This window comes from Pseudomonas sp. IT-P100, assembly GCF_949767185.1.
In the GTDB taxonomy this organism is placed as follows: domain Bacteria; phylum Pseudomonadota; class Gammaproteobacteria; order Pseudomonadales; family Pseudomonadaceae; genus Aquipseudomonas; species Aquipseudomonas fluorescens_B.
Genome location: NZ_CATKQK010000012.1, coordinates 26,762 through 46,608, shown reverse-complemented (window position 1 = coordinate 46,608; position 19,847 = coordinate 26,762). Strand labels below are relative to the sequence as shown.

Below are 19,847 nucleotides of genomic sequence, written 5' to 3'. Positions count from 1 at the left end.
GCCGCATGAACTGCTGATTGAGTGTTTTCATGAGCGCAGTACCACGCCGCTGTCGTCTTCCCACCACACGTAGACCTTGTCGTCCCAGGTCGGACGCGCGCCACGGCGTTCGGCGTTGGCCATGAACGACTGCACGACTTTGCCGCCGGGCAATTCGACGTAGAACACCGAGTGACCGCCGAGGTAGGCGATGTCATGCACCTTGCCCTGGGACCAGTTGTAGCGGCTTTCGGGCTGGGTGGTGCTGACCAGCATTTTCTCCGGACGGATCGCGTAGGTGATCGATTTGTCCTGCACCGACGTGCTGACGCCGTGACCGACGTAGATCTTCTGTTCCAGATCCTTGCTGTGAATGATCGCGTGCCCTTCAAGGTCTTCCACGACCGTGCCTTCGAAGGCGTTCACGTTGCCGATGAACTCACAGACCATTCGGCTGACCGGGGCTTCATAGATGTCGACCGGGCTGCCGATCTGGGCGATCCAGCCCAGGTGCATGATCGCGATGCGCTGGGCCATGGTCATGGCCTCTTCCTGATCGTGAGTCACCATCACGCAGGTCACGCCGACGCGCTCGATGATTTCCACCAGCTCGAGCTGCATTTGCGAACGCAGTTTTTTATCCAGTGCGCCCATCGGCTCATCGAGCAGCAACAGCTTTGGACGCTTGGCCAGGGAGCGGGCGAGGGCCACACGTTGACGCTGGCCGCCGGACAGTTGATGCGGCTTGCGTTTGGCGTATTGGGTCATGTGCACCAGGCGCAGCATTTCTTCCACGCGGGCGTCGATTTCACTGGCGGGCAAACGGTCCTGCTTCAGGCCGAAGGCGATGTTTTGCGCCACAGTCATGTGCGGGAACAGGGCGTACGACTGGAACATCATGTTGATCGGCCGTTCGTACGGCGGCATGTCAGTGATGTCCACGCCATCGAGCAGAATCCGCCCTTCGGTCGGGCGCTCGAAGCCGGCGAGCATGCGCAGCAGCGTCGATTTGCCGGAACCGGAACCGCCGAGCAGGGCGAAGATTTCCCCTTGATGAATCTCAAGCGAGACATCGTCCACTGCGGTGGTTTCATCGAATTTCTTGGTGACGCGGTCGACTTTCACCAGCACCTTTTTCGGTGACGGGTGACCTTCAAGAGCCTTCCTGTAAATGCTGGAGGCGTTTGCCATGTGAAACTCCCAACAGGTTTCAGTCGTCGGGCCAACGCGGCCTGACTTAATAGTTGATTGCAAGCCAGCACTGGGCGGGCTTATTCGGCGCCGCCGTCCTGGCTGCCTGGGTCGTACTTGTTGTTATTGCAGTGTGTTGTTTTCGCGAGTCACGGACGTGCAAAGGCACGCCCGCCAAACTCGCGGGGGCAGTAAATGGGTTTTTTGGGTCAGCGGGTTTTACGCAGCGCGGCCCGTCGCCGGCATGCATCGCCGAACGCCTGGAAAATACTCAAATAGGGCGGATTCGAAAGCACCTGCCATTCCGGGTGCCATTGCACGCCGACGGCGAAGGCCGGGCTGTGGTCCACCGAAATCGCCTCGATCAGGCCGTCCGGCGCAATCGCTTCGGCGCGCAGGCCGGGCGCGAGGCGGTCGATGCCCTGGCTGTGAATCGAATTGACCATGAACTCGGCCGGCAACTCCAGCGCTTGGAACACGCCACCCGGTTGCACTGTCACCGCATGTGCCGGAGCGTATTGCACCGCCAGCTCGGGGCTGTCCGCTTCTCGGTGATCGAGCATGCCCGGCAGTTCATGCACCTTCTGATGCAGGCTGCCGCCAAACGCCACGTTCATTTCCTGGAAGCCGCGGCAGATGCCGAGCACCGGAACGCCCGCCGCAATGGCTGCACGCAATAAGGGAAGGGTGGTGGCGTCCCGCGCTGGATCGTGATCCGTGCCGGGAGCGCTGGCCTGGCCTTGATAGTGGAAGGGTTCCACATTCGACGGCGAGCCGGTGAGCAACAGGCCGTCGAGCTGCGATAGCAGGTCATCGATTTCGGTCAGTTCGCCCAAGGAAGGAATGACGACGGGCAGCCCCAAAGCCGCGACGCTGACAGCACGCAAGTACTTGTCGCCGCTGACATGGTAGGGGTGCAGGCCAATCTGTTTGACGCACGCTGTAACGCCGATCAATGGCTTGAATGCCATTTTTATCACCTCGAAGTTTCACACTTGAACGAGCTTTTCCGGAGCTTAGCCTTGTTGATTTTAATTAACAACTCTCATGTAAAAAATTCTAAACGCCACACGTCCGATCGCTAGTCTTTGCGCGGCGCTCAAGGTTCATCTGGCACTCTCGTGCCCGAAAAAGGCCCGAAAATAACGGATGAGAGGCCGGGTGTTCGCTATTGACTTCACTTTGCCGTTCGGGTTGACTGGGCTCGCAACAAGGTAGTGAACATAATAATTAACAGCTAATAGGTGCATCATGTCGGTCCCTCTGCGTACCGTTCAACTCAACGAAGCAAACGCATTCCTTAAGAAATATCCTGAGGTTTTGTACGTCGACCTTCTGATTGCGGATATGAACGGTGTGGTGCGCGGCAAGCGCATCGAACGCACCAGTCTTCATAAGGTTTACGAAAAAGGCATCAACCTCCCGGCGTCGCTGTTTGCCCTGGACATCAACGGTTCTACGGTGGAAAGCACCGGCCTGGGTCTGGACATCGGTGACTCGGATCGGATCTGCTACCCCATCCCTGGCACCCTCAGCATCGAACCGTGGCAGAAGCGCCCGACCGCTCAGTTGCTGATGACCATGCACGAACTGGAGGGCGAGGCGTTCTTCGCTGACCCGCGTGAAGTGCTGGCCAATGTGGTGCGCAAGTTCGACGAACTTGGCCTGACCATCTGCGCCGCGTTCGAACTCGAGTTCTACCTGATCGACCAGGACAACGTGAACGGTCGTCCGCAGTCGCCGCGTTCGCCGGTATCGGGCAAGCGTCCGGTGTCGACTCAGGTGTACCTGATCGACGACCTCGACGAATACGTCGATTGCCTGCAAGACATCCTCGAAGGCGCGAAAGAGCAGGGCATTCCTGCCGACGCCATCGTCAAGGAAAGCGCCCCGGCGCAATTCGAAGTGAACCTGCATCACGTCAATGACCCGATCAAGGCCTGCGACTACGCGGTGTTGCTCAAGCGTCTGGTGAAGAACATCGCCTACGACCACGAGATGGACACCACGTTTATGGCCAAGCCGTACCCGGGCCAGGCGGGCAACGGTTTGCACGTGCACATTTCGATTCTCGACAAAGAAGGCAACAACATCTTCGCCAGCGAGGATCCCGAGCAGAACGCCGCGCTGCGACACGCGATCGGCGGTGTGCTCGAGACCCTGCCGGCGCAGATGGCGTTCCTCTGCCCGAACGTCAACTCGTACCGCCGTTTCGGCGCGCAGTTCTACGTGCCGAACTCGCCGAGCTGGGGCATCGACAACCGCACCGTCGCGGTCCGTGTGCCGACCGGTTCGCCGGACTCGGTGCGCATCGAACACCGCGTTGCCGGTGCGGATGCCAACCCGTACTTGCTGATGGCCTCGGTGCTGGCCGGTATTCACCACGGCCTGACCAACCAGATCGAGCCGGGTGCTCCGGTGGAAGGCAACAGCTACGAGCAAAACGAACAAAGCCTGCCGAACAACCTGCGCGATGCGCTGCGCGAACTGGACGACAGCGAAGTCATGGCCAAATACATCGACCCGCTGTACATCGACGTATTCGTGGCGTGCAAGGAAAGCGAGCTGGCCGAGTTCGAGAACTCCATCTCGGACCTTGAGTACAACTGGTATCTGCACACCGTTTGATGGGCTGACATTCAACCTGTGGCGAGGGAGCTTGCTCCCGCTGGAGGCCGAAGGACTCCCTTTTGGGGTCGCTTCGCAACCCAGCGGGAGCAAGCTCCCTCGCCACAGGGTACTTATCGCTCATCCCATCGGTTAACACGACCCCCTATTCCTCTGCGTCGAGTCACAACAATGACAAACACTCGCAGCGACTGGGAACAACGCTTCCAGTCCCTGACCATCGAAAGCCGCGCCTTCATCGATGGCCAATACCGCGCCGCCCTCAGCGGTGACACCTTCGAATGCATCAGCCCGGTCGACGGCCGTTTCCTGGCCAACGTTGCCAGCACCGACGAAGCCGACGCCAACGAAGCCGTGGCCGTCGCGCGCCGCACCTTCGAATCCGGCATCTGGGCGCGTTTGGCGCCCGCAGAGCGAAAGCGCATTTTGATTCGCTTCGCGGATTTGATCCTGGCCAACCAGGAAGAACTCGCCCTGCTCGAAACCCTCGACATGGGCAAACCGATCAACGATTCGATGAACATCGACATCCCGGCGACCGCCAACGCGATCCGCTGGAGCGCCGAAGCCATCGACAAGATCTACGACGAAGTCGCCGCCACGCCGCACGATCAACTCGGCCTCATCACCCGCGAACCCGCCGGTGTGGTCGCCGCCATCGTGCCGTGGAACTTCCCGTTGATCATGGCCAGCTGGAAGTTCGCCCCGGCCCTGGCGGCGGGCAACTCGTTTATCTTGAAGCCTTCGGAAAAGTCGCCACTGACCGCGATCCGCATCGCTCAGCTGGCGCTGGACGCCGGCATTCCGAAAGGGGTGTTCAACGTCTTGCCGGGCTACGGCCACACCGTCGGCAAGGCGCTGGCGTTGCACATGGACGTCGACGTACTGGCCTTCACCGGCTCGACCGCGATTGCCAAGCAACTGCTGATCTACGCCGGCCAAAGCAACATGAAACGCGTCTGGCTCGAAGCCGGGGGGAAGAGCCCGAACGTGGTGTTCGCCGACGCGCCGGACCTGCGCGCGGCAGCACAAGCAGCGGCCAGCGGGATCGCCTTCAACCAGGGCGAAGTCTGCACCGCCGGTTCGCGGTTGCTGGTCGAGCGTTCGATTCGCGAGCAGTTCATTCCGCTACTGGTGGAAGCGCTGCAAGCCTGGAAACCGGGGCATGCTCTCGATCCGCAAACCACCGTCGGCGCGGTCGTCGATCAGCGTCAACTGGAAAACGTGCTGCGCTATATCCAGGTCGGCAAAGACCAGGGCGCGCAACTGATCGCGGGCGGCAGCCGCACCCTTGAGGCCACCGGTGGCCTGTACGTGGAACCGGCGATTTTCGACGGCGTGACCAACGCCATGACCATCGCCCGTGAAGAAATCTTCGGTCCGGTGCTGTCGCTGATCACCTTCGACACCGAGGAAGAAGCCTTGGCCATCGCCAACGACAGCATCTTCGGCCTGGCTGCAGGCGTCTGGACCAGCAACTTGAGCAAGGCCCACACCTTCGCCCGCGGCTTGCGCGCCGGCAGCGTCTGGGTCAACCAATACGACGGCGGCGACATGACCGCGCCGTTCGGCGGGTACAAGCAGTCGGGTAACGGTCGGGACAAATCGCTGCACGCGTTCGACAAATACACCGAACTCAAAGCGACCTGGATCAAGCTTTAACACTTCTACAACGGCGGTCGCCGGCACATGACGGTGGCCATCGGAGAAACCTATGAAACAAACAACACATGTAAACAGCTACTACGCCGCCACCCGCAACTTCACCGGCGACTTCCCGGTGCTGGAGCAAGCGGTGGACTGCGACGTCTGCATCATCGGCGCCGGCTACACCGGTTTGTCCTCGGCGCTGTTCCTTGCCGAAGCCGGCTACAGCGTGACCGTGCTCGAAGCCGCCAAAGTCGGGTTCGGTGCCAGCGGTCGCAACGGCGGCCAACTGGTCAATTCCTACAGCCGCGACGTCGATGTCATCGAAGAACGCTATGGTGACAAGACCGCCGAAGTGCTCGGCAGCATGATCTTCGAAGGCGCCGACATCATCCGTCAGCGCATACAGCACTACGACATCCAGTGCGACTACAAGCCGGGTGGCATCTTCGCCGCGCTGAACAAAAAGCAGCTCAAAGGCCTGGCCGAACAAAAAAGCAGCTGGGAACGCTACGGCAACAAGAACCTGAAAATGCTCGACGCGGCTGACATCAAGCGCGAAGTCGGTTGCGACAACTACGTCGGCGGCCTGCTCGACATGCAGGGCGGCCACATCCACCCGCTGAACCTGGCCCTCGGCGAAGCCTCGGCCATCATCGGCCTGGGCGGCAAAATCTACGAACAATCGGCGGCGGTGGAAATCACCTACGGCGAACCGATCACCGTGCGCACCGCCAAAGGCCTGGTCCGTGCCAAATACCTGTTGATCGCCGGTAACGCCTACCTGCCGCAGGGTCTCGACAATCGTGTGACCAGCAAAAGCATGCCGTGCGGCTCGCAAATTGTCGTCACCGAACCGTTGTCGGAAAAGGTTGCGCGCAGCCTGATCAAAAACAACTACTGCGTTGAAGACTGCAATTACCTGCTCGACTACTACCGCCTCACCGCCGACAACCGCCTGCTGTACGGCGGCGGCGTGGTCTACGGCGCCCGTGAACCGGACGACATCGAGCAACTGATCAAACCGAAAATCCTCAAGACCTTCCCGCAACTGAAGGACGTGAAGATCGATTACCGCTGGACCGGCAACTTCCTGCTGACCATGTCGCGCATGCCGCAATTCGGCCGCATCGAGAAAAACGCCTACTACATGCAAGGCTACAGCGGCCACGGCGTCACCTGCTCGCACTTGGCCGGCAAACTGATCTCGGAAATGATCCGCGGCGACGCCGAACGCTTCGACGCTTTCGCATCCTTGCCGCACATGCCGATGATCGGCGGCCGCACCTTCCAGGCCCCACTCACCGCCATGGGCGCCGCCTATTACGCGCTGCGCGATCGGTTCGGCATCTAAGCCTGGCTCCCTCGCCACACGATCTAAATGTCCCTGTGGCGAGGGAGCTTGCTCACGCCGGGCGGCGGCGCAGCCCCCGTTTTTGGCTTTTTATTCGGCCATTCATCGAACCTGCTGAGCAACACCACCAAACGTGATTTAATACCCGCCTTTCACAATCCTGGGACAGGGAAGCGGTACTTTCGCGGCCAAAAGTCGCCCGCCATCCACCCCCATAACCCTTAAGTTTTCCTCGCATAAGGCTGTCATGGACACGGGCTCACGACTCAAATTAGTACGCGAAAGCTACAAACTCTCCCAGCGCGAGCTGGCCCGGCGTAGCGGCGTCACCAATGCCACCATCTCCCTGATCGAACAGAATCGCGTCAGTCCCTCCGTCAGCTCCCTGAAAAAACTGCTCGAAGGCATACCGATGTCTTTGGCGGATTTCTTTACCTTCGATCAGCCGCCGCGTGAGCACCAATACGTGTTTCGTGCGAATGAACAACCGGATCTTGGGCGTCATGGGCTGCGGTTGTTGCTGATTGGCGCTTCGGTGCCGAGTCGACAGATGCGGCTTTTGCGGGAGCAGTACGCGCCGGGGGCGAGTTCGGGGGAAGAGCCGATTGTGCACTCGGAAGGGGAGGAGTGTGGGTTGGTTACGAGGGGCACTGTCGAGCTGACAGTTGATGGGCAGGTCAGTGTGCTCAACGCGGGTGACGGCTACTACTTTCCGACGACGTTGCCGCACAAGTTTCGCAATATTGGGGCGGATGAAGCGGAAATCATTAGCGCGAATACGCCGGCTAACTTCTGATTTCACCAGGGCTTGATTGCTGTACCCCTAATGGATCGTGTGCGTATGGATGCTCGAACGTTGCGCTACTACCTCCGGGCATGGCCGATGGTCTTTGCCAGTTCAGGTTTTTACTCTGTGATATTGGTGGCGGGGCTGAAGCAAATTTTTGGTGTGGGTGACGCGTATCTCAAGACGGTGGGACTTGCCTCTTTCGTGGTCTTTTGCATTTTCGGCGTGAATTACCTGGCGCCGAGGTTGAAACGGATTGAGTTCGGCGAAGAGGAGCGGTACACGAGTGTGTGGGGTTCGAGGGTAGGGATTATCGTCGGGGCTTCCATTGGGACCGTTCTCAGTGTTCCGTTCATTGATAAAATCGGGTTTTTGAGTGAGCTGCCGCGGTGGCTTGCGGTAGGTATGCTGTTTGTTGTCTTCGCAATGGCGGTCTTTGTTTTTAGCCACTATGTCTGGAAACCCGGTCGCAGACCTTGATTAGCATCGTGACCGTTACACACTCTGCCAGATAAATGGACTTAACCTCGTGACCACGCCACGCATCCGCGCCCTCGCACTTTGCGTCTTCCACCACGATGGCAAGATACTCGTCAACGAAAGTCGCGACCCCATCACTGAAAAGCCATTTTTCCGTCCGATCGGTGGCGGAATCGAATTCGGTGAAACCAGTGCACAAGCCATTGTGCGAGAAGTTCAGGAAGAGCTCGGTTTGCCCATCACCGATGTTCACTTGCTTGGTACTCTTGAAAGCCTCTTTACGTATAACGCCATACCAGGGCACGAAATCGTGCAGGTCTACGATGCGAAGTTCGTGGATGCCAGCGTCTATGCGTTGCCGCACTTGGACGCTCAAGAAAGCGATGGCGCAGTTTTCGTCGCGAAGTGGCTCCCGTGGGCAAGTTTTACTGAGGACGGGCCGCTGGTTCCTGATGGACTATAGGAATTGCTGAAGAAAGTTGCAATATCTGGTTGATGTCCGTTACCAACTACCTCGGACAATTGTTTTCGACTGTATCGACATAAGACTCGAAGAACTAGTCAGGGATGTCTTCGGTAAGGTACTCAATGCTAAAAAATTGACGGATCTACTTGAATAAATAGATCCGTCACTTTTTACCGGGCTGTGGGAGTTATATGTAGGATAAAAAGAAGTGGCGTGTAGGAATTTCCGGATCGCAGCTCGTTTGTATTGATGTTGGTGTGGTTCATATTAATGATATGGTTATAATCGGAGGGGGTATTGATTGTGTTGAAGTTGAAAAATATTAAGCTGTCGGAGGGTATTATTAATGCGGTTGCGAGTTTTTCTTACCGTTTTAATTTCAGATTTGCTAACTGTCATGCTTTCCATACTTCATGCGGCATTTCTCGCATGGCTAATAGAGAGGGTGATCCCTTTAGGTGGGGTTTATTATTGGCTGGTTCTAGGTGCTATTTTTGTTTTTTTGTTGTTTGTTAATTTCTATTACTGTTCACCCAGTTATATCGATGTTTCACTTGGGTGTGATTTCAAACCCGAAAGAGACTCTGCCTGGGTGGCGTATTTTGGTGTTTTTATCGGTTCTTTATTTCTGACTACTGTTGTTATTCTGCAAATCGAGCAAGAGTTTTTCCTGGAGGGCAAATTTTCATTCGTCTTGAGTGTTGCTGCTTTTGTGTTGATTTTTATCTGCTTCTTTATTTGTATAAGGAGGCTGCGTAGAAGAAAGTAATGTACTCGATGGTGATGTTTATTTTAAGGTTGTTTCTTCTGTTATATTTTTTATTGTGATTGTATCGATCAAGGCCTCAAAAGCCAGTGCGAGTCTTCCCATTTGCCTGTATGCACGCTCATAGTTTATGGGGTCTCTCCTGAAAAGCTCAAGCGTGTCATTTTTTCGCACTAAGCTCATCGCGCCGAAAGCTGATAGCCCTAAGTCTATGGAGTAATAGATGGTGTTGCCGGTTCTAGTGTTTTCGGCTAGACGTTGATATGTTTTTCTAATTGGCCCCACTGTGCCAGATGTGTCGGGCCCGTTATATATATTTCCTGCGCTTTCGTACATATTATTAACACCGTGAGCAATGTAGACTAGCCCGCCGGCTGATTTAATGCCTCTTGAGTTTCCAATTAATGAGGCTCCAGCCTGAATTTGCATTGCTCCCGCTAAAATACCAACACCATTTTGAGTGTAAAATATTACTTTAGATGATAGTCCGGCATACTCATCTCTGATTTTTTGCATGCCCTGTCGAGCGCTAATTAAGCCCTCATCAACCGCGCGGATAATCTCGTTGGAAAAAGATGAAACAATCGAGCTAAATTGAAGTTGCAAAAAACTATCGTAAAGATGTGTGGCACCGATCGAGCAGCCAAATGCAACTAGATTCGACGCAGCTTTAGTGACATCGTGAATGTCACATAAGTCATCATTCATCTTCATTTCCCCAAGTACTGAAAGCGCATGTCCCCGCCTGCGTATGCGTCCAGGTGATTTCGCGATACCGTATAGACACCATCTCTTGAGGTTCTGCATCGTTCATATGAATGGCATGAGGAACTTGAAGGTTTATTTGCGCTATTCTCGCGCCCCTAAGTTGTACTTTATAGTATTTGTCTTGGCCGCCTGCCGGGGAGGTTCTATAAAAGAAAATGGTGCATTCAACTTCCTCGCACTCATGAAGAGCATTGGCCAGTAGTGGAGAGGATTTATCGATGTTTTTGGTGATCATGATTGGTAGGTGTTTGCCACGACCGCCTGAAATTCCCCCGTCGGTGCCCGTAATCATGTTATGTGAGTAGGCCAAAACCATGATCTCGTCTTTATGAGCGATTTGACATTTGTTTCCTAAAGATTCCACATCGGAGCACCCAGCGGAAATTAAACCTTGATGTTTTCCGGTTACTCTCATGTATCCGTGATTAGCCATACGTGCAGTTTCCTTCAGTCAATTGATCGTTCGGCTGTTAGCGTAAACAATTGCGCTGATGTCGGATAACACGATGGCCTTGATTTTGAATAAGCTGGGATCCTTCTTATAGCCTAAAAAGAACTTTTTGATAGAAAAATCCTACAATGCCGCTTCGTGGTTTTTAGGTTGCCTTTGAACCAGTCGAGTGCTGTGTCACCGGACTTGATGGTTTCAGCGATGCACGCAGCCATTATCTTCAGACTGTCGAGAAAGCGGAAAGCTGCGTGACTACTTGTAGCAAAAGTGGCGAGGTAGAGGATAGGCATAGCTCCGGTTTAAATGGCGTTTCTATAGGTTATTAAAGCTCTTTCAGTTGGGTCGCTATGGGGTAATAAAAACCCGCATCACACGCGTGTTTTTTGTTTTGAATCCGGTCATTAACTTTTGGATGTATCAAACCCTCGCTGCTCAATAACCGGAAGCACATCACCTACATCCCGGAGCAGTATCACGGCGATGTTGGTGGCAGTGTTGATGTCGTTTTCGGCGTAGTCCGGCAGGTTGGTGCAGGCTAAGAGATTGAGATATTTGAGGGCTGCGTTCAGGCGTTCGCTGACGGCGTTGTGCAGTTCGCGGATGGGGGCGTCGCTGTCGATTGGGTCACAAGTAGAACTTCCATCTTTTTGTCGGTAAAGAAGATAGCGATGAAAAACATCCAGCTGGAAAAATATTTGGCTTAATCTCATAAAAAATTTTTGGGTAGCCAAGCGATAAACACGAAGCTAATCTGGCTCCATCAGTGACGTGCGAGAACTCAATCAGTGGACGACAGCAAGAAATTAAGTATTAAGGATTTACTTAAAGGCAACAAAAAACGAGAGGTTTCCACTTCTGTTGGCCCCCTGTATGTCCGCCACGTTACCTATGGCGACCACAAGAGGATCGGAGAAACGGGCGCTTTTGAAAGAGCTGACGAGCAAGAGGTGGGGCGCTTGGTCGTACAAATGCTTTGTTCTCCTGAAATGGATTCAGGAGCTTGGACTGGGCTCTCGGATGATGAGTTTGCTAGGCTCGATAAGGACGATCTCGAGGCATTAGCAAAGGCTGGAGTTGAAGGTGCAGGATATGAGAATTCCGGTGATTCGTTATCGGCACTCGGTAAGGGGGTCATGGCCGAAAACTCGAATTTTCAGCAAATGAGTAGAAAAATCTCAGATCAGTTCCGTAGCAATTATGAGTTCCTGAAACCTGCAGCCATCGAATCACTGACTTCCTCCGTAGCAGCGATTGATAGTGCCAGCCAATTGTGGAGAAAAGAGTTTTCGAATAAAAAGTGGAGCAGTGTGGGAGATGCGGTACGTGCGCAAGCGATCCACTCTTCGAGATTAAACCTGCAAAGAGCTGAGGAGATCGAGGTACGTGCAGCTCCTTTTCTAGATTATTCCGCGTCACCTCAGGCTCGAGCCGCCAACGCCTCAGAAAAAGCTGCTGAGACGCTTAGTACTGTTGCAGTACACATGGGTGCCATGTTGAATCATGTCGCGTCTCTTTCTACAACGTTGGTGTCGGACGCAATTCCTCAATGGATAAAGCAGCAGGACGAAGATAAAGCAAAGGCTGAGGCATCTCTAAAAGGAGCAGCAAAAAGCTTATTGTGGACGAAATGGGCGGTAATCATAAGCGTAGTAACGTCAATAGGAATCGCTTTAGCTCAAGCCTATTTTGCGAAAACGGATAGTGCTGAAGACGCTCGGCTTACTGAAAAAAGGCAAGTGGAATGGCAGAAGCAAGTAGAACTGAATCAGGAGCTTTTACGCAAACAGATATTAGAAGTGCAATATTTGCGCTTGGAACTGAAAGAACTAAATTCGAAAATTAAAATGAATCAGGCGTCGACGGGAAAGAATCCAAAGGTGGCAGTAAACTCGAAAAAAGAGCTACAGAGTAGATAGCATTTTTTCAAAAGACGATTTGAAGGAGGCGTGTATCAAATTTCTAATAGCTGTTTTTATCAAAGCTATATCGCTGTTATCTCGGTGTGAATCAATTGTTGTGTTGGCTTAATCGAATATTGGGGAAGGCGGCAGATTTCTCGGAATAAATAGATTTTCTACCTTTTATCTTGCCGCCTTTTTCTTAGCTTGTTGTGGCGGCGGTTCTAAGAGCCAAGCGATCTTGCTCGTACACAAAAAAACCTACTCCTTGCTCATGTATTTTTTCTGATTTTGGATTTGGTGGGGTGCACTCTACATATGCACGCAATACAAAATTGCTTTGATCTGGTGGGTACTGTTTTAACGGTGGTATGGCGTGTGCGATACACTCATTAATAATGTCTGGATAAATCTCCGTGGAAGAATTTGGAGCCAAGAATCCACCTTGGTATACATAATTTTCCTTTGATACATGAAAAGTGTCCCCGGCCGAAATACGAAGTACAAACTTTATCTTGAACGATGATACCGCGTTCTTCGCACTGGAGTTTGTCAGAATTACTTTGATCCGGTCACCATCTGGAGAAATGGCAACTTGGATGATTGGAAAGTGTTCATACTGTTCTAGGCGGGTCTGTAAGGCGTAAGTAGCACTAGACGCTCGCTTCGCCTCTCGACGCGCATTCCAGGAGATTGCAGCAGCAAGTACCGCAATAGCTGTTGTAATAAAAAACTTCCAATCCATAATTTTTCCTACTTTTGATGCTTGTCATGTCTAACCATGGTTAGGAGATAGGTGGCAGATCTATTTCAACAAATGGATCTATCACCTTTTTTCACTGCTGAAGGAAGAGATGTGAATATTCATTAGGAGGCATCTTTGATGGCTTTTTCTTCGGTCGAATGAGTGATTTCAGGAAGAAAAGTTTGCGTCAATCGCTTTTGGCCTGAAAAGACGAGTGAAGACCATAGGGCAAGTATGATCAATCCAAATACTATAAATCCCATGCCGCCTTGTTCTTTTTTGTCATTGTTTTCCTCGGTGTCAGAGTGTTTTTTCTTCTCTGATGAGTATAGGTCACGAAGAACTGCCATTCCACACACTGCTATGTAAATTGCGACGGATGAATAGAGCACTATATCGTGGGCGGAAATAAAAAGTTGTGCGTTTGTTGCGCGTGGTGGCGCTAAAAAAATGACAAGTATGGTGGAGAAATTTGTTAATGCTACTAGTGGGATCGATACAAAAAAAGCGGTGATATCGTGTTTTTTTGCAAGTAATCTGATAGCGATGGCGCCAGCAATTGTTGAGGATAAGAAAAAAGATATTGTAATCAGTATATTGTTCAATTCCAAAGCGTTTGAAAGCTGGCTGGCTTGAATGGAGTTGATTGTAGTAGTTGGAGAGCCCGTGCGCGACTGGGTCCAGGCAGAGAATAATCCTAGAGCAGCAATCAATACTCCAAACAGGCCGGAAAATGTTGAAACCGGTGAGCGTTTTATTTCACTTATGATGCTGTTTTTTAATGGCATTTATTTTATATTGCCTAGCTTTACTTTTCGTGGTTTATGTGATTTTTGATCACAATTGCTGATGGAGTAGACGGTGGCGGACCTATATTGCCGGCTAGACATACTGTTAGGTCAAATCTGCCACCGTTTTCTCATTATTTAAAAAAGGCTACTTTTTTTTTGGCTTTCCTGCGTCACTTCGCTTGTCACGAACTTGGCCGTCGTTGTTTCTAGAGCGAGGTTGCTCGCCACCGCCGGGTTTAGGAACCGTCACATTTGGATTTAGTGGTCTTCTGTCTGTCATTTTTCTTCCTTGCATAATTTTAAGGGTGGGGGGGGGAGAAAAAACAGCCTCTGAGTCACTAAATACTCGGTATCTTCATCCGACCGAACTGCTGATGGCTTTTGGCTGCTGTTGAAGCTAGCAAACTGCCTTTCGTATTTCCACCTCCTTTTCTTCGAAGTAGGGTACGGATGACTCAAAATCTTCAAAGGCTTTCAGGAGGGGACGGCCAAATAAAAAAACCGCATTAGTGCGGTTTTTTTAGGATCGAAGTTCGGTTAGTGATTTTTGTGAGTCTCAAACCCACGCTGCTCAATCACCCGAAACACATCACCGACATCCCGGAGCAGGATCAAAGCGATGTTGGTGACGGTGTTGATGTCGTTTTCGGCGTAGTCCGGCAGGCTGGTGCAGGCCATGAGGTTGAGGTATTTGAGGACGGCGTTGAGGCGTTCGCTGACGCAGTTGTGCAGTTCGCGGATGGGGGCGTCGCTGTCGATGAGGAGGACGGGGTAGTCGGTGGCGAATTGGGACATGGGGGTGAAGCGGTGCGGCGGGTGTTGGGTCGACATGGCGTAATTCCTAATAAAAGAAGAATTGCCACCTTTTTGCTGCGAAACAAATGGGTGGCAGTTGTACGCGGGTTCGCAGACCGGGGACCCACCCAAAACCCGGCAGACCAGAGGGTCTCCCGCGCACAACCGCCATAAAACATATGCATTTGGAGCGGGCTGCATCATGCCTGACGGTACTTTGGTGTCAATCTCAAGGGCTGCGAAACCCTGTCGCTATGTTGTCAGCGACGGGTCGAATATAGGCGGTCATTTTGGCGCTCACAACCGGGCTGTAGGACGGTTGGGCGTTTGTTGCGATAAGGCTGAATGCCACTGTTTTCGGGATTGTCGCGGTGATTCGGGCTGTGTGGAGTGTCGTGGGAAATGGGGTGCAAGCTTTGGGGCCGCTTCGCAGCCCAACGGGGATAAATCCCCTCACCACAAAGGGTGAATTCCTACGAGATTTTCGGACTTCCGTTTTGAAGTTGAGTGGCCAGAAATGACAAAGCCCCAAACATTGGGGCTTTGTCATTTCAAACTGTGGCATCGCTATTGCGGATCCCCCGACATCATTGTCTAGCCTGCGGCGAATGTGGATTGGGATTGGTGTGTTTCGGGCCGGCCAATGCCCACGCGATCAGCCCGAACAGCGGTACAAACACAATCACTACCATCCATACGAGTTTGTTGCTCGATTTGCCTTCGGCTTTGCGCACTTTGTTGATTGCCCAAAGCTCGACCAGCACAAGAACGGCGGCGAGTACGATCCAGATGGTTTCGGTTTGCATAAGTTGCCCTCCTGATGGTCTTTCAGTTAGGTGGGCAGGGGGCAGTGGGGTTCATTAAATTTTGAGGTTTTGTGGGGGAGGGAGGTGGGCGCACTTTTGCGCCCGCCTGCGATTCCTCTATACCGCGTCGCCAATCATTTCGATGATCCGCGTCCGGGTAGCGTTTGAGGTTGCTCGCGTAGTCCAGGAACAGGTCGAGCTGGATGTCCCTGTTGCCCGGACGCTCCATTAGTGGAGATGTTTGGTGTGGTTGCTAAGCGGGCTCAACTCTTGACCTCCTGGTTCCTGCCGTAGACATCTTCCAGACGCTTGATATCGTCCTCGCCCAGGTAGCTGCCGGTCTGCACTTCGATCACTTCCAACGGGATTTTTCCGGGGTTGGCCAGGCGATGTACCGATGCGATCGGGAGGTAGGTGGACTGGTTTTCAGTGAGCAGGAAGACCTTGTCGTTGCACGTTACCTGGGCGGTGCCGGAGACCACGATCCAGTGTTCGGCACGGTGGTGATGCATTTGCAGGGACAGTTGCGCGCCAGGTTTGACGGTGATGTGCTTGACCTGGTGGCGGATGCCGTTGTCCACCGAGTGGTAACTGCCCCAGGGGCGATACACCGCGCAGTTGTTCTGGGTTTCCGAGCGGTGTTGGGCGTCGAGCGCATTCACCAGTTTTTTCACGTCTTGCACGGTGTCGCGGTGCGCGACCATCAGTGCATCCTCGGTTTCTATCACGACCAGATTTTCCACCCCGAGCAGGGTTACCAGCTTGCTGTTGCCATGCACATAGCAACTGCGGCTGTTGTAGCTGACAACATCGCCCTTGAGCACATTTCCATCGGCGTCCTTGTCGTGCACATCCCATAGCGAGGACCAGCAACCGACATCACTCCAGCCAGCGCTGAGCGGGACAACCCAGGCACGGTTGGTGCGTTCCATCACCGCGTAGTCGATTGAGTTGTCCGGGCAGCATTCGAAGGTGGCCCGATCGATGCTGGTCACGCCTTCGCTGCTCGGGCTGCGCTCCAGGGCGAGCACACAGTTCTCGTAAATGTCCGGTTCGTGAGTGCGCAGTTCGTCGAGGTAGCGGCTGGCACGGAACAGGAACATGCCGCTGTTCCAGAAGTATTCGCCGGAGCGAACAAATTCGGCGGCGGTCTGCGCGTCGGGTTTCTCGATAAATTGCTCGACCTTGAAAGCACTGGCGCCGGCATCACTGCAGTCGGCCTTGATATAGCCGAATCCGGTCTCCGGGCGCGTCGCCGGAATGCCGAACAGCACGAGGTTGCCTTTGAGCGCTTCCTCCTGCGCATGTGCCAGTGTGGCGCGCAGGGCGGGGACGTCGCTGATCACATGGTCGGCAGGCAGTACCAGCATGAGCTCGTCGCGGCCTTCGGCAATCAGCTTGAGGGCCGCCAGCGCCACCGCCGGTGCAGTGTTGCGGCCGAAGGGCTCGAGCAGGATCGCTTGCGGCGTGCAGCCGATGGCGGCGAGTTGTTCATTGACGATAAAGCGGTGTTCCACATTGCAGACCACGATCGGCTTGCCGATGCCATCGAATGACAGGCGCTGCAAGGTTTGCTGAAACAGTGATCCTTCGCCGGCCAGGCTCAGGAATTGTTTGGGGTACAACTTGCGCGACAGCGGCCACAACCGCGAACCACTGCCGCCGGACAGAATGACTGGAATCATTTTTTTACCTCCCGCACCTTCATCACTCGGTATGAAGGCGCTTCGCAGAGCGAAGGACTGCCTTCCATTATTTGAAACACAAGCTCAATTCAGAGTGGCCGCATCGGCAGATGCCTTTATTCTTTCTGGTCGGCAAACAGCTGTGTGATGTCGCCGCCCAGACGGTAGTTTTTCATCGGTTCGACCGATTGGCGCCAGCGGTTGGTTGCCGCCGAGCAGGCGTACAGCGCGCAGTAGGGTTCCAGCCAGGCGAACTTGCCATCCTCGTTAAGGTCTTCAAGTTCCTGTTTGTGGCCGGTCTTGCGTTCAAACACGCCTGGATCCTTGATGCCTTCTTCCACCCGCGCCGCCAGACGCCGCATGGCGCCTTGGTTTTCTTCGCGCAGGTCGACGCCGTTGGCTTGGGCGAAGGAGGCGATCATCATCAGCGGTCCCATCGCGTAGTTGTGGTAAGCCAGTGCGCGGGTGTCGCGGCCCAGTTCGTTGGGCAAGTAGCCGTCTGCATCGACCTGGGACGCGCCGATGCGAAACTGCGCGACCGACCAGTCGAACAGGTCGCGTCGATCGACTACGACCGAGGCCGCCATGACGGACCATGCTGCCCAATACTGGTGGTTGTTGAGCCGGTCCAGCGGCTGGTCGCGCCAATCGCGCACCACCTGTTCGGCAACCTTGCCGATCCAGGCTTCGATCGGCCGGGTCTGCGCCTCGCGGCCCTTCAAGGGCTGCGACCGCGAAAACTTGAGCCGCAGATACGCCGAAGAAATACTGCCCAGTGCCCATTTGCGCATCGACTTGCCGGTATGGGTGTAGGTGGTGCTCAGCAGCGCCTGCGCCTTGGCCCAGTCGCCGAGCCAGCTCAGGGTGCAGTCCACATGGCCGGCGCGGCCTTGCCGCAAATAGGCGGCGACCTGTTTGTTGACGCCTTTTTCCAGATCGTTGATATCGCCCGACATCTCTTTGTAGCGTTTGTTGGATTCGGCGTTGAGCTGATCCCGTGCCTTGCCCGAGCCTTCGTATTTGCTGGGGATCAACAGGTCACCGGTATAGGGTTTGGGCGTCGCCGGACAGTCCGGCGCGTCGCCTTTTTTTTCTATGGCCTGCGCGTAATAGCCCTGCGGCGGGCGTAGTTGCGCGCACGCCTGCACGATCGGCCCCATCAGAATGAGGGCCATGCCAACGGCGGCCCAGCGTGCCTGACGCATCAGTTTTCCTCCCTCTGCGCGGTGCGCAGGGACGGTGCCGCGGTGATGGCGGGTTTGACACACAGGCGGGTCGACAGCGACGTGGCGTTCATTCCCGGCGGTGGCTGTACGTCCATGGACAGAAACGTCTGGTCGTCCCAGTCGCCGTCGCCACGCAGCTCGAAGGCGAAGCGGCCCTGGGTATTGACCGTCGGCGAGCGGCTCAAGCTGATGTTTTCCTGGCGACCGTTCATGTAGGTCAGGGTCGCGTTCATCATGTGCACGCCGGGATCGGCGAACCTGAGGTCGACCTGATAACGATTGCCCTTGATCGGATACACATTGCCGCCACCGCCGTTGAACAACACCTGATTGCGCCCGCTGTGCAGGTTCGCCTGGCTTCTGAGCAGCGGCGTCTGGTTTTCGCAGCCATCGCTCAGCGCCGCCATCGCCTGCCGGTAGAAGCTGGGTTTGCCGAGGCTGTCGAGGTTGTCGGTTTCCCATACCAGCACCGCCGGCGGGTCTTTCTGGAAGTCGTCGCCGAGCAGGTAGGCGATCAACGAATCATCGTAGCCACCGCCCGGGACGCTGAAGTTGCGGACTGGTGTCTCCAGGTACTGTTCGAGGAAACCGGCGAAGTTGAACAGCTCGCCGCTGGCGCTGGTGCCGATCAAGGCGACCTTGGCGGGGCCTTTGGCTGCGCCTTCGGCCCGGGTTTGATAACGGGTGACATACTGCGCCGCATAGCCGTTGCCGCAGATTTGCGCGGCGGCTTTTTGCAACGTACCCGAGCGCCCCAGAAGCCCCGCCGTCTGGCTGGTGAAGGTCTGGTGCGGCAGCGCCTTGAGCACATCGTTGCCCTTGAGCGTCTGGGCCACCAACCGGGCACTGCGTTCGGCGCCATAGGGCGTCCAGTTGTGGTCGCCCTTGAAGTAGAAGGGCTGTCCGGCTGGCTGGGGCGCACCCAGCAGGTTGCTGAAGTCGGCGACCTGAATGCCCAGCTCGCGCACGCGGTCCAGCGTCAGCACGTAGTTCTGCCGGGCCCGTGCCTGATCGAAGCTGGCCAGTTCCAGCGGCGTCAGGCGGTCGGCGTGCAGCAAGCCGCGGCTGGGTGGCATCACCAGCACCAGTTCGACTCCGCGTTGGGCGAGCCCGTCGCGCAGGCGCTTGAGGGCTCTGTAACCATTTTCATCGAGGCCGAAGTCAGTGCGGAAATCGCTACGGGTGCGAAAGAGCCATTGGTCCTTGGCCTCCACCAGGGTCGCGTAGTTTTTCAGCTCCGGTTGCTCGTAAAAGGTCGCCTGTGCCGCTTGCGGGCACAGCTGGCAGCAAGCCTCGGCCGTGTACTGCGGCTGCGCCTGTGCCCCCATCGACATGGACAGCAAGGTCACAGCGGCAAATCCATGAAGGGTGTTCATCGGCAGGC

The 19,847-nt window shown here is 54.8% G+C and carries 20 protein-coding genes; 8 read left to right on the top strand and 12 right to left on the bottom strand.

Features of this window, described 5'->3' with window-relative positions; all coding sequences use genetic code 11:
* Positions 1-27 precede the first annotated feature (27 nt).
* Together ACM6IQ_RS13185 and ACM6IQ_RS13180 are read right to left on the bottom strand one after the other, a co-directional pair.
* A complete protein-coding gene (locus ACM6IQ_RS13185; protein ID WP_017338191.1) occupies positions 28-1,170 on the bottom strand; it encodes an ABC transporter ATP-binding protein in 1,143 nt (380 codons plus the stop codon).
* Positions 1,171-1,379: 209 nt separating this feature from the next.
* Positions 1,380-2,141 carry a gamma-glutamyl-gamma-aminobutyrate hydrolase family protein gene (locus ACM6IQ_RS13180; RefSeq protein ID WP_017338192.1) on the bottom strand — a complete coding sequence of 254 codons (762 nt, stop codon included), beginning with the start codon at positions 2,139-2,141 and terminating at the stop codon, positions 1,380-1,382.
* Between the two features lie 280 nt (positions 2,142-2,421).
* Here ACM6IQ_RS13180 and ACM6IQ_RS13175 point away from each other — a divergent pair, with 280 nt between their 5' ends.
* The 7 genes from ACM6IQ_RS13175 to ACM6IQ_RS13145 all read left to right on the top strand — a co-directional run bounded on the left by ACM6IQ_RS13175 (position 2,422) and on the right by ACM6IQ_RS13145 (position 9,301).
* Positions 2,422-3,798: a glutamine synthetase family protein gene (locus ACM6IQ_RS13175; protein ID WP_017338193.1), complete on the top strand. Its 1,377-nt coding sequence runs from the start codon at positions 2,422-2,424 to the stop codon at positions 3,796-3,798.
* Between the two features lie 171 nt (positions 3,799-3,969).
* Positions 3,970-5,460, top strand: a complete 1,491-nt coding sequence (locus ACM6IQ_RS13170; RefSeq protein ID WP_414879024.1) for an aldehyde dehydrogenase — start codon at positions 3,970-3,972, stop codon at positions 5,458-5,460.
* 52 nt (positions 5,461-5,512) lie between these two features.
* Positions 5,513-6,799 carry an NAD(P)/FAD-dependent oxidoreductase gene (locus ACM6IQ_RS13165; protein WP_017338195.1) on the top strand — a complete coding sequence of 429 codons (1,287 nt, stop codon included), beginning with the start codon at positions 5,513-5,515 and terminating at the stop codon, positions 6,797-6,799.
* Positions 6,800-7,046: 247 nt separating this feature from the next.
* Entirely contained in the window at positions 7,047-7,595 is a 549-nt protein-coding gene (locus ACM6IQ_RS13160) for a cupin domain-containing protein (RefSeq protein ID WP_095136571.1), read from the top strand.
* Between the two features lie 45 nt (positions 7,596-7,640).
* Positions 7,641-8,066, top strand: a complete 426-nt coding sequence (locus tag ACM6IQ_RS13155; RefSeq protein WP_414879023.1) for a hypothetical protein — start codon at positions 7,641-7,643, stop codon at positions 8,064-8,066.
* 49 nt (positions 8,067-8,115) lie between these two features.
* Positions 8,116-8,529 carry an NUDIX hydrolase gene (locus ACM6IQ_RS13150; protein WP_414879022.1) on the top strand — a complete coding sequence of 138 codons (414 nt, stop codon included), beginning with the start codon at positions 8,116-8,118 and terminating at the stop codon, positions 8,527-8,529.
* A gap of 349 nt (positions 8,530-8,878) precedes the next feature.
* A complete protein-coding gene (locus ACM6IQ_RS13145; protein ID WP_414879021.1) occupies positions 8,879-9,301 on the top strand; it encodes a hypothetical protein in 423 nt (140 codons plus the stop codon).
* An 18-nt stretch (positions 9,302-9,319) separates the two neighbouring features.
* Here the strand turns inward: ACM6IQ_RS13145 and ACM6IQ_RS13140 are convergent, their stop codons facing one another.
* The 3 genes from ACM6IQ_RS13140 to ACM6IQ_RS13130 all read right to left on the bottom strand — a co-directional run bounded on the left by ACM6IQ_RS13140 (position 9,320) and on the right by ACM6IQ_RS13130 (position 11,248).
* Positions 9,320-10,006, bottom strand: a complete 687-nt coding sequence (locus tag ACM6IQ_RS13140; protein ID WP_414879020.1) for a DUF4225 domain-containing protein — start codon at positions 10,004-10,006, stop codon at positions 9,320-9,322.
* Positions 9,999-10,499 (bottom strand): Hcp family type VI secretion system effector, encoded by a 501-nt coding sequence (locus tag ACM6IQ_RS13135; protein WP_414879019.1) that lies wholly within the window; start codon positions 10,497-10,499, stop codon positions 9,999-10,001. The genes ACM6IQ_RS13140 and ACM6IQ_RS13135 overlap by 8 nt, the downstream gene beginning before the upstream one ends.
* A gap of 419 nt (positions 10,500-10,918) precedes the next feature.
* On the bottom strand, positions 10,919-11,248 hold the full coding sequence (locus tag ACM6IQ_RS13130; protein WP_414879018.1) for a fructose-bisphosphate aldolase: 330 nt from the start codon (positions 11,246-11,248) through the stop codon (positions 10,919-10,921).
* Between the two features lie 54 nt (positions 11,249-11,302).
* Here ACM6IQ_RS13130 and ACM6IQ_RS13125 point away from each other — a divergent pair, with 54 nt between their 5' ends.
* Entirely contained in the window at positions 11,303-12,433 is a 1,131-nt protein-coding gene (locus tag ACM6IQ_RS13125; protein ID WP_414879017.1) for a hypothetical protein, read from the top strand.
* A 184-nt stretch (positions 12,434-12,617) separates the two neighbouring features.
* Here ACM6IQ_RS13125 and ACM6IQ_RS13120 read toward each other — a convergent pair whose 3' ends face one another.
* From ACM6IQ_RS13120 to ACM6IQ_RS13090, 7 genes are all read right to left on the bottom strand, one after another.
* The gene (locus tag ACM6IQ_RS13120) at positions 12,618-13,160 is read right to left on the bottom strand and encodes a hypothetical protein (RefSeq protein WP_414879016.1); all 543 of its coding nucleotides are present in this window, start codon (positions 13,158-13,160) and stop codon (positions 12,618-12,620) included.
* A gap of 122 nt (positions 13,161-13,282) precedes the next feature.
* A complete protein-coding gene (locus tag ACM6IQ_RS13115) occupies positions 13,283-13,948 on the bottom strand; it encodes a hypothetical protein (RefSeq protein ID WP_414879015.1) in 666 nt (221 codons plus the stop codon).
* Between the two features lie 540 nt (positions 13,949-14,488).
* Positions 14,489-14,782 carry a fructose-bisphosphate aldolase gene (locus ACM6IQ_RS13110; RefSeq protein ID WP_414879014.1) on the bottom strand — a complete coding sequence of 98 codons (294 nt, stop codon included), beginning with the start codon at positions 14,780-14,782 and terminating at the stop codon, positions 14,489-14,491.
* 551 nt (positions 14,783-15,333) lie between these two features.
* Positions 15,334-15,552, bottom strand: a complete 219-nt coding sequence (locus tag ACM6IQ_RS13105; RefSeq protein WP_017338202.1) for a PLD nuclease N-terminal domain-containing protein — start codon at positions 15,550-15,552, stop codon at positions 15,334-15,336.
* Positions 15,553-15,815: 263 nt separating this feature from the next.
* A complete protein-coding gene (locus ACM6IQ_RS13100) occupies positions 15,816-17,237 on the bottom strand; it encodes a mannose-1-phosphate guanylyltransferase/mannose-6-phosphate isomerase (RefSeq protein WP_414879013.1) in 1,422 nt (473 codons plus the stop codon).
* A gap of 116 nt (positions 17,238-17,353) precedes the next feature.
* Positions 17,354-18,442 (bottom strand): mannuronate-specific alginate lyase, encoded by a 1,089-nt coding sequence (locus ACM6IQ_RS13095; RefSeq protein ID WP_414879012.1) that lies wholly within the window; start codon positions 18,440-18,442, stop codon positions 17,354-17,356.
* Positions 18,442-19,839 (bottom strand): alginate O-acetyltransferase AlgX-related protein, encoded by a 1,398-nt coding sequence (locus tag ACM6IQ_RS13090; RefSeq protein ID WP_414879011.1) that lies wholly within the window; start codon positions 19,837-19,839, stop codon positions 18,442-18,444. The genes ACM6IQ_RS13095 and ACM6IQ_RS13090 overlap by 1 nt, the downstream gene beginning before the upstream one ends.
* Positions 19,840-19,847 lie beyond the last annotated feature (8 nt).